The 9,907-nt window shown below is 70.5% G+C and carries 7 protein-coding genes; all 7 read left to right on the top strand.

The annotated features are described in order from the left end of the window. Positions 1 to 1,946, top strand: a 1,946-nt coding sequence (locus VFF46_RS34640; RefSeq protein ID WP_414673127.1) for an ABC transporter ATP-binding protein, incomplete at its 5' end; no start/stop codon positions are given. A gap of 17 nt (positions 1,947 to 1,963) precedes the next feature. Continuing rightward, positions 1,964 to 2,155, top strand: a complete 192-nt coding sequence (locus VFF46_RS34635) for a hypothetical protein (RefSeq protein WP_325041471.1) — start codon at positions 1,964 to 1,966, stop codon at positions 2,153 to 2,155. A 494-nt stretch (positions 2,156 to 2,649) separates the two neighbouring features. After that, positions 2,650 to 5,025 carry a DEAD/DEAH box helicase gene (locus VFF46_RS34630; RefSeq protein WP_414673128.1) on the top strand — a complete coding sequence of 792 codons (2,376 nt, stop codon included), beginning with the start codon at positions 2,650 to 2,652 and terminating at the stop codon, positions 5,023 to 5,025. Then, positions 5,022 to 6,161 (top strand): SWIM zinc finger family protein, encoded by a 1,140-nt coding sequence (locus tag VFF46_RS34625; RefSeq protein ID WP_325041469.1) that lies wholly within the window; start codon positions 5,022 to 5,024, stop codon positions 6,159 to 6,161. The genes VFF46_RS34630 and VFF46_RS34625 overlap by 4 nt, the downstream gene beginning before the upstream one ends. 145 nt (positions 6,162 to 6,306) lie before the next feature. Then, positions 6,307 to 7,989: an ABC transporter substrate-binding protein gene (locus tag VFF46_RS34620; RefSeq protein ID WP_325041468.1), complete on the top strand. Its 1,683-nt coding sequence runs from the start codon at positions 6,307 to 6,309 to the stop codon at positions 7,987 to 7,989. Continuing rightward, positions 7,986 to 8,939: an ABC transporter permease gene (locus tag VFF46_RS34615; RefSeq protein ID WP_325041467.1), complete on the top strand. Its 954-nt coding sequence runs from the start codon at positions 7,986 to 7,988 to the stop codon at positions 8,937 to 8,939. The genes VFF46_RS34620 and VFF46_RS34615 overlap by 4 nt, the downstream gene beginning before the upstream one ends. After that, positions 8,939 to 9,817 carry an ABC transporter permease gene (locus tag VFF46_RS34610; protein WP_325041466.1) on the top strand — a complete coding sequence of 293 codons (879 nt, stop codon included), beginning with the start codon at positions 8,939 to 8,941 and terminating at the stop codon, positions 9,815 to 9,817. Before VFF46_RS34615 ends, VFF46_RS34610 begins: the two co-directional genes overlap by 1 nt. Positions 9,818 to 9,907 lie beyond the last annotated feature (90 nt).

The following is a 9,907-nucleotide window of genomic DNA, read 5'->3' as shown; positions in this document are numbered from 1 at the left end:
AGTACGGAATCATCGACGTCCCCAGCCGACCCGACCTGCGGAGTACTGCCGTGAGCATGGAAATGACCGCGTGGAACTCGCTGTACCACGCGATGCACGCCCAGGACGACAAGAGACCGTTCTCCCGCGCCACGCTGCGCCGGATCCTGGCGTTCGCGCGCCCGCACCGGACGCAGCTGGTCTGGTTCCTGGTGCTGAGCATCGGCGCCGCCGTGCTCGCCGTGGCCACCCCGGTGCTGGCCGGCCGGGTGGTCGATGCGATCGTCGGCCACCGGGCCTTCGGCGTCGTGCTGTGGCTCTCGCTGCTGATCGCGGCGATCGCGGTCGCCGAGGCCGGGCTGAGCATGCTGACCCGCTGGCTGTCGGCGCAGATCGGCGAGGGGCTGATCCTCGACCTGCGGACGGCCGTGTTCGACCACATCCAGCGGATGCCGATCGCGTTCTTCACCCGGACCCGGACCGGCGCGCTGGTCTCCCGGCTGAACAACGACGTCATCGGCGCGCAGCGCGCGTTCAGCGACACGTTGTCCGGTGTGGTGAGCAACCTGGTGATGCTGGTGCTCACGCTCGTGGTGATGCTGCGGGTGTCCTGGCAGATCACGCTGCTCGCGCTGATCATCCTGCCGATCTTCGTCATTCCGGCGCGCCGGATCGGTGCGCGGCTGGCCGGGTTGCAGCGAGAGGCCGCGGCGTACAACGCGACCATGAGCACGCAGATGACCGAGCGGTTCTCGGCGCCGGGCGCGACGCTGGTGAAGCTGTTCGGGCGGCCGGCCCGGGAGTCGGCGGAGTTCGCGGTGCGGGCGCGGCGGGTGCGGGACATCGGCGTCCGGACGGCCATGGTGCAGTGGATCTTCGTGACCGCGCTGACGCTGGTCTCGGCGCTCGCGCTCGCGGTGGTGTACGGGCTGGGCGGCTTCCTGGCGCTGCGGAATCAGCTCGAGCCCGGTGCGGTCGTGTCGATGGCACTGCTGCTGACCCGGCTGTACTCGCCGCTCACCGCGCTGGCGAGCGCGCGGCTCGAGGTGATGACCGCGCTGGTCAGCTTCGAGCGGGTCTTCGAGGTCCTCGACCTGGAGCCGCTGATCAAGGACAAGCCGGACGCGGGACAGGTGCCCGAGGGACCGGTCACGGTGGAGTTCGCCGGCGTGAGCTTCGCGTACCCGTCGGCGGACAAGGTCTCGCTGGCGTCGCTCGAGGAGGTCGCGAAGCTCGACACCCGTGGCGGCGTCGAGGTCCTGCATGACGTGTCCTTCCGCGCGGAGCCGGGCGAGATGGTCGCGCTGGTCGGCTCGTCGGGCGCGGGCAAGTCAACGATCGCGCAACTGATTCCCCGGCTGTACGACGTGGACTCCGGGGCGGTGCGGCTGGCCGGGACCGACGTCCGGGACGTGTCGGCGGAATCGCTGCGGCAGACGCTCGGGATGGTGACGCAGGACGGGCACCTGTTCCACGACTCCATCCGGGAGAACCTGCTGCTCGCGCGTCCGGAGGCCGCCGAGGAGGATCTGTGGGACGCGTTGGAGCGGGCGCGGCTCGGTGAGCTGATCAGGTCGCTGCCGGATCAGCTGGACACGGTCGTCGGCGAACGCGGGTACCGGTTGTCCGGTGGCGAGCGGCAGCGGCTGACGATCGCGCGGTTGCTGCTCGCGCAGCCGCGGGTGGTGATCCTCGACGAGGCGACCGCCGCGCTCGACTCGACGAACGAGGCCGCGGTGCAGGAGGCGCTGACCGAGGCGCTTGCCGGTCGTACGGCGGTCGTGATCGCGCACCGGCTGTCCACGATCCGTGCGGCCGACCAGATCCTGGTGATCGAGGGTGGCCGGATCGTCGAGCGCGGGCGGCACGCCGACCTGCTCGCGGCCGGCGGGCGGTACGAGGAGCTGTACCGGACGCAGTACGAGACGGCCGGGCGGGATGCCGGCGCTTTGTCATCGGCGGGCTGACCGGGAGGGACTGTGCTGTGGACGAGCAAGGGACGATCAACACCATTTGCCCGACCTGTGACGGGAGCGGGGGGATCCGGATAGCCCGCGGAATCGTTCATCTGAAGGGCAATCGCCCGACCGGTCCGGCCGCCACGGCCTGGGTGCTCGAGGAGTGCCGGACCTGCGAGGGCGACGGCAAGCTGCCCGGGGTGCAGGCGCCCGTCTGAGGCCGGTGCGGTCCTTCGCCTTGTGTGGTGAGGGAGGATGCCTGGGGTTCGTTGTCCGATTCGACGCGGAGGTTCACGGGGTGCTGGGCGCAGGGCAGGAACTGGCCGGATACGCAGTGGTGTTCCGGCCGTCCGATCCACCACGCACCAGCGTGCTCGCCTTCTGGGACCCGGACGGCGCCCCACTCCCCCTCACCCTCGGCCAACAGGTAGACCTGCCCCTCGCGATCACGCAAGACGGCGGGGTGCAGTTGCGGACTGTGCGGGCCGTTGAGGTGCCGGTGGGCGAAGCGGTGCCGGTGCTGGGGCGGATGCGGCGGGCGTCAGGGGCGCATCCTTCGGGGGCGTTCTGGGGGGCGGCTTCGCTGGTGGCGTTGCAGTTGGTTGCGCGCGGCAAGCTTCTGCCGGGCGTCTCCCCCGGCGGGCACGACGCCTGGCGGGTCGGTCCGCTGGACCCGGACGACATCACCCGGATCCTCGAGCTCGCCGAAGCCATGCCGACCTCCGCCAGGGCCCTGCCGCTCAGCACCACCGGCGAGGTACGCCTGCCCGTCGCGGAGGATCTCGTGCGGGAGTTCCTCGACGCCGTGGCCGACGGGATGCCGCGCTCCCCGGCCGCGGGGAAGATGCATCAGACCAGCCTGTTCGCGGCCGTCGCCCCGCAGCGGGCCGAGCGGTTGCGGGGCTGGGCGGACGAGGTCTCCGCCGGCCTGGACGCCGGCGTACGGATCTCGCTGCGGGTCGAGATGGGCGCGTCACAGTCGTTCGGCGCCGCCGTACAGCTGCACAGCCTCAAGGACCCGACTCTGGTCAGCGATGCGTCCGACGTCTGGTCGACCGACGTACCGGGATTCGGCCCGCGGGCACGGATCGACGCGACGCTCGCGATCCGCCGGGCCGCGCGCGTCTGGCGCCCGCTCGGGCAGCTGCTCGATTCCGCAGTGCCGGATCACCTGGACCTGGCCGACGAGGACGTCGCCGACCTGCTCGCCGGATCCGCCCAGCGGCTTGCGGCCGCCGGTGTGGACGTGCACTGGCCGCGCAGCCTCGGCCGTTCGCTCACCGCTCGCGCGGCGATCACCTCGGCCGACGGACCGCCCAGCGACCTGCCCGGCTTCTTCCAGGGCGACAAGACGCTCGACTACAGCTGGCAGGTGGCGGTCGGCGACGACCCGCTGACCGCGGCCGAGCTGGACCAGCTTGCCGAGGCCACCCGCCCGGTCGTCCGGCTCCGTGACCAGTGGATGCTGATCGACCCCGAGCTCGCCCGGAAGGCCCGCGAGCGGATCCTCAAACCGGTCACCGCGATCGATGCGCTCGGTGCCGCGCTCACCGGCACCACCGAGATCGACGGCCGGCACATCGCGGTCAGCTCGACCAAATGGCTGGAAGACCTGCGCGCCCGGATCGCCGACCCGGACCGCGCGGACGACCCGGCCGAGGCCCCACCCGGGCTCGAAGCGACACTGCGCGACTACCAGCTCCGCGGTCTCCGCTGGCTTTCCCGGATGACGTCCCTCGGCCTCGGCGGCTGCCTCGCCGACGACATGGGCCTCGGCAAGACCATCACGCTGATCTCCCTGCATCTGCACCGCCAGCAGTCGGGCGACACCGCCGGCCCGACGCTCGTCATCTGCCCGGCGTCGCTGCTCGGTAACTGGGAGCGCGAGATCCACCGCTTCGCCCCCGCTACGTCGGTACGCCGGTTCCACGGCACGTCCCGCTCCCTCGACGAGGCTCGGGACGGGTTCGTGCTCACGACGTACGGCACGCTTCGCCGCGACGCCGTACGGCTGGCCGGGCATCCGTGGGCGCTGGTGGTCGCCGACGAGGCGCAGCACGTGAAGAACCCGTCGTCCGGTACGGCGAAGGCGCTGCGGACCGTTCCAGCCAAGGCGCGCGTCGCGCTGACCGGCACTCCGGTCGAGAACAACCTGTCCGAGCTGTGGGCGATCCTGGACTGGACCACGCCCGGGCTGCTCGGTCGGCTCGGGACGTTCCGCACCAAGTGGGCGACGCCGATCGAGGCGGACAAGGACGAGGAGGTCGCCGCGCGGCTGGCGACGCTCGTCCGGCCGTTCCTGCTCCGGCGGAAGAAGTCCGACCCCGGGATCGCGCCGGAGCTGCCGCCGAAGACCGAGACCGACCAGCCGGTGTCGCTGACCCGCGAGCAGGTCGTGTTGTACGAGGCAACGGTCCGCGAGCTGATGGACGAGGTACGGGCGAGCGACCGGATGGCGCGCCGCGGTCTGATCGTGAAGCTGCTGACCGGGCTGAAGCAGATCTGCAACCACCCGGCGCAGTACCTGAAGGAGCCCGGCGACGCCCGGCTGACCGGCCGCTCCGGCAAGCTCGAGCTGCTCGACGAGCTGCTGCAGACGATCCTCGCCGAGGACGGCGCGGTGCTCGTCTTCACGCAGTACGTCGCGATGGCCCGGCTGCTCGAGCGGCACCTGGCCGAGCGCGGGATCGGCGCCCAGCTGCTGCACGGCGGTACGCCGGTGCCGCGGCGCGAGGAAATGGTCGACCGCTTCCAGGCCGGTGAGGTGCCGGTGTTCCTGCTGTCGCTGAAGGCCGCGGGCACCGGGCTGAACCTGACCCGCGCGGAGCATGTCGTGCACTACGACCGCTGGTGGAATCCCGCCGTCGAGGACCAGGCCACCGACCGCGCGTACCGGATCGGTCAGACCCGGCCGGTGCAGGTCCACCGGTTGATTGCCGAAGGCACCATCGAGGACCGGATCGCCGGCATGCTCGCCACCAAGCGCGAGCTGGCCGCGGCGGTGCTGTCCGGCGGGGAGGCGGCGCTGACCGAGCTGTCCGACACCGAGCTGGCCGATCTGGTCGAGCTGCGGGGAGGCGCGCGATGACCGCGGCGCGGGGCTTCCCGGCGTTCCCGGCGCAGCGGCGGAGTACGCACGGCCGGTCGTGGTGGGCGAAGGCGTGGGTGCAGGCGCTCGAGGACACGTCGCTGGACAACGACCAGCTCCGCAGGGGCCGCCGGTACGCGAGCTCGGGGCAGGTCGGCACGATCACGATCAGCCCGGGCCGGATCGCCGCCACCATCTACTCCCCCGAGGACACGTACGAGGCAGTCGTTCGCGTGGACGAGCTGAGCGAGGACGACTGGCTCCGGTTCCAGGAGCAGGTCGCCGCCCGCGCCGGACACATTGCGGCGCTGCTCGACGGCGAGATGCCGCACAGCCTGGTCGAGGCGGCGTCCGATGCGGGGGTCACGCTGCTGCCGGGGATCGGCGATCTCGATCCGAGCTGTACGTGCGACGCGTGGGAGCTGCCCTGCCAGCACGCGGCGGCGCTCTGCTATCAGGTGGCGTGGCTGCTCGACGCGGATCCGTTCGTACTGCTCCTGCTTCGCGGGCGTACGCGCGAGGCGCTTCTTGACGAGTTGAAGCTGTCCTCGACTCGTCCGGTCGAAGCCGGTGTGGCGATCGCTGACGTCGTCACGCCTACCGCGGACCTGCCGGAGCGGCCCGAACTGCCGGCGAAGGTCACGATCGATCAGCTCGCGGTTGCGGGGATCGAGCCGCCGGACGGATTCGGCCCGGCGACGTTCGCGCTGCTCGTGCTCGACGCGGCCCGGCGTGCCCGCTCGATCCTAAGCGCGCTGCTGCACGACACCGCCGTACCGCAGGCGCTGGACGAGTGGCAGGACACGGTGCGGCTGGCCGCCGACTTCCCGCAGTTCGACGCCGGGGAGGATGTTGCCCTCGGCATCCAAGCGTGGCGGTACGGCGGCGCGCCCGGTCTCGACGTACTGGAGCACACCTGGACGCCGGACGCGGCCGACCTCAACCGTGCTCGGACCGAGCTGCTGGCGGCCGGCGACGACCTGACGATCGGTACGTCGGCCAACCAGCTGACGCTCGGCCCGGACACGCAACTGCGGCTCGACCGTGCCGGACGGTGGCACCCGTACCGGTTGATCGACGACACCTGGACGCCCATCGGCCCGCCGTCCAAGGATCCGCTCGTCGTGGAGTGGTAGGTCACCCGCTGTCACGTCGGCGACGTACTGACCCGGTCGCCGGTGGCCGGTAGTAAAAGGTTCACACAAACTCGCCGAATCACTTGCGCACGTTCCTTGTATACATGAAACAGTCGACAGTACCCCGCCTACACAGGAGCATGCGATGACTCGTCGACTCGCACTGAACCGAATCGTCCCTGGTACCTGCCGCCGGAAGCCGGTCGGCGCGGGCGCGGCTGTGGTCGCGCTGGTGCTGGCCGGTACGGCGTGTTCGCCCGTGCAGCCCGCCGGCAACAGCCCGTCGAGTGGTACCGCGTCAGCCGGGCAGGACGTCTTCGGGGAGGCGGCCGCCGCGGGGCAGGTCAAGCAGGGCGGGACGTTGACGGTCGCGCTGTCCGCGGATCCGGACAAGCTCGACCCGACGCTGTCCCGGAGCCTGTACTCGCGGTACGTGTTCCACACGATGTGCGAGAAGCTGTACGACCTCGGCCCGGACGCGAAGATCGTCCCGCAGCTCGCGACCGCGCTGCCGACCATCTCGGCGGACGGCCGCAGCCTGACGATCCCGCTCAAGCAGGGCGTGAAGTTCGCCGACGGCGGCACCTTCGACTCCAGCGCGGTGAAGGTCTCGCTGAACCGGGATCTGACCCTGGCCGGCTCCGCGCGGAAGAGCGAGCTCGGCCCGATCACCGCGATCGAGACGCCCGACCCGAAGACCGTGGTCATCAAGCTCTCCAAGCCGTTCGCCCCGCTGACCGCGGCACTCGCGGACCGCGCGGGGATGGTGCTCAGCCCGGCCGCGGTCGCGAAGCTCGGCGCGAACTTCTCCAGCGCGCCGGTCTGCGTCGGGCCGTTCAAGTTCGCCAGCCGGGTCGCGCAGAACTCGATCAAGGTGGTCAGGGACCCGCAGTACTACGACGCGGCGAAGGTCCACCTGGACGCGATCGAGTACCGGATCATCACCGACTCCAGCATCCGTTCGGCGAACCTGAAGTCCGGTGACGCGCAGGTCGCGGACTCGCTTTCCACCCAGGACGCGCCGGAGCTGCAGAAGGACGACAGCGTCAGCGTGCTCCAGTCGCAGTCGCTCGGATACCAGGGGCTGACGATCAACATCGGGAACGCCAACGGTGTCGGCAATCCGCCGAAGCAGCTCGACAGCCCGCTCGCGAAGAACCCCAAGGTCCGGCAGGCGCTGGCGTTGTCGATCGACCGCGCGGCGCTGGTGAAGTCGATCTTCAACGGGCTGAACACGGTGGCCTGCTCGCCGATCTCGCCGAAGAGCGAGTTCACCTCGGACGCCGCGCAGGTCTGCCCGGCGCATGATCCGGCGAAGGCGAAGCAGCTGCTGGCCGACGCCGGTGTGAGTACGCCGTACAAGGTCGAGATGATCACCTCCAACAACCCGGACAGCCTGCGCCTCGCACAGGCGCTGCAGGGCATGGTGAAGGAGGGCGGGTTCGACCTCGTGATCAAGCCGGTCGAGTACGCCGCGCTGCTCGACCAGCAGGATCGCGGCGACTTCGAGCTCCTGCAGCTGGGCTGGTCCGGCCGCGTCGACCCGGACGCGAACATCTTCAGCTTCGTCGCCACCACCGGCAGCCAGAACGTCTCCGGCTACAGCAATCCAATTGTTGACAATCTACTGACCCAGGCCCGCGAAGCCACCGACCAGGCGCAGCGGGTGAAGCTGTACGGCGAGGTTGCCGGAAAACTGCAGGCGGACAATCCGATCGTCTACCTGTACCGCCAGCGCAACCTGACCGGTGTCTCGAAGAAGCTGCTCGGCATCCAGGTCTACCCCGACGGGGTGATCCGGACCGCGTTCGCGGGGTTCGCCAAGTGAGGCGGTACCTGCTCGGCCGGCTCTGGCAGTCCGCGGTGACGCTCGTACTCGCGACGATCGTGGTGTTCATCGGAGTACGGGCGCTCCCCGGGGATCCCGCGCTGGCGCTGGCCGGCGAGGACCGGGATCCGGAGTCGTTGCGGGCGATCCGGCAGCAGTACGGGCTCGACCAGTCGTGGCTCGTCCAGTTCTGGCAGTTCGTCAGCCACGCGGCGCGCGGCGACATCGGGCACTCGATCCGTACCGGTGCGCCGGTAGGTCCGATGATCGTCAGCGCGCTGCCGGTGACGATCGAGCTGTCGGTACTGGCGATCCTGATCGCCGGCGTGATCGGCGTCGGTGCCGGTGTGGTCGCCGCCGTCCAGCGTGGCCGCCCGGCCGAGTGGGCGGCGAACGGGCTGGCGCTGCTCGGCCTGTCGGTGCCGCACTTCTGGCTCGGGCTGATGGCGATCCTGTACCTGTCCGTTGCCCTCGGCCTCTTCCCGGCGTCCGGCTTCGTCCCGTTCTTCAGCGACCCGATCGCGAACCTGCACCACTTGATCCTGCCCTCGCTGATCCTCGGCACCGGCCTGGCCGCGGTGATCATGCGGCAGACCAGATCGTCGATGCTGGACGCCTTGTCCGCCGACTACATCCGGACCGCGGAGGCGAAGGGCCTGCCGCCCAGGGCCGTCGTCGGAAAGCATGCCCTGCGCAACAGTCTGATCGTCGTGGTGACGGTCGTCGGGCTCCAGCTCGGTGCGCTGATCTCCGGCGCGGTCGTCACCGAGCGGATCTTCGCCCTCCCCGGTTTCGGCAAGCTCACCGTGGACGCGGTGTTCCAGCGCGACTACCCCGTCATCCAGGCGGTCGTCCTGGTCACCGCGACGGCGTACATCGTCATCAATCTGCTCGTCGACCTGCTGTACTCCGTGATCGATCCGCGCATCCGCGTCCGAGGTGAGGCGTAATGGCCGTCGCCGAAGCTGTCACCGCCGCACCGCTGCGGAGCAATCGCCGGCGGGTGGTACGTAGGATTGTCCACAATCCGCTGGCCTGCACCGGGCTGGCGGTGCTCGCGATCGCGGTCGTCCTCGCCGTCTTCGCGAACTGGCTCGCCCCGCACGATCCGACCCAGAACCACCTCGACCACGCGTTCGCGCCACCGGGCACGGCCGGGTACCTGCTCGGCACCGACGACCTCGGCCGCGACGTGCTGTCCCGGATCATGTTCGGGCTCCGCGCGTCCCTGCGCGTCGGCGTCCTCGCGGTCGCGTTCTCGCTCGTGGTCGGCGTACCGCTCGGGCTGATCGCCGGGTACTTCCGGACCGTCGACGCGCTGATCTCCCGGCTGACCGATCTGGTGCTGGCGTTCCCGTTCCTGATCCTCGCGGTCGGGCTGGCGGCGATCCGCGGCGCGAGCCTCGGCAACGCGGCGATCGCGATCGGGATCGCGCAGATCCCCGGCATGATCCGGATCGTCCGGTCCGAGACGCTCCGGCTGAAGTCGCTGGACTTCGTCGCCGCCGCGGTCGTCGAGGGTGCCGGTGACGCCTGGGTGCTCGGCCGCCACGTGCTGCCGAACGCCGGTTCGGCGATCATCGTGCAGGCGACCGTCGGCCTCCCGGCCGCGATCCTCGGCGAGGCGGTGCTGTCGTTCCTCGGCCTCGGCATCCAGCCGCCGGCGCCGAGCCTCGGCACCATGCTCGCGGACGCGCAGCAGTTCGCGTCCCGGGCGCCGTGGGCCGCGGTGATGCCCGGTGTCGCGATCATGCTGCTCACGCTGGCGTTCAACATCGTCGGCGACAGCCTGCGCGACGCCCTCGACCCGAAGGCGAGCCGCCGATGACCTCGGTACTCACGATCAAGGACCTGTCCGTCACGTTCCGGACCGAGGACGGGCCGCTGTCGGCCGTCGACCGGGTCAGCCTCGAGGTCG

Origin of the sequence: Kribbella sp. (assembly GCF_035655035.1) — a bacterium.
In the GTDB taxonomy this organism is placed as follows: domain Bacteria; phylum Actinomycetota; class Actinomycetes; order Propionibacteriales; family Kribbellaceae; genus Kribbella.
The sequence above is the reverse complement of the archived record's forward strand: the minus strand, read 5'-3'. Positions and strand labels throughout refer to the sequence as shown.

What these genes read in the sequence shown, in the direction of transcription:
- VFF46_RS34620 (WP_325041468.1), top strand. Translation starts at nt 6,307, where the DNA reads ATGACTCGTCGACTCGCACTGAACCGAATCGTCCCTGGTACCTGCCGC.
- VFF46_RS34610 (WP_325041466.1), top strand. Translation starts at nt 8,939, where the DNA reads ATGGCCGTCGCCGAAGCTGTCACCGCCGCACCGCTGCGGAGCAATCGC.
- VFF46_RS34630 (WP_414673128.1), top strand. Translation starts at nt 2,650, where the DNA reads ATGCCGACCTCCGCCAGGGCCCTGCCGCTCAGCACCACCGGCGAGGTA.
- VFF46_RS34625 (WP_325041469.1), top strand. Translation starts at nt 5,022, where the DNA reads ATGACCGCGGCGCGGGGCTTCCCGGCGTTCCCGGCGCAGCGGCGGAGT.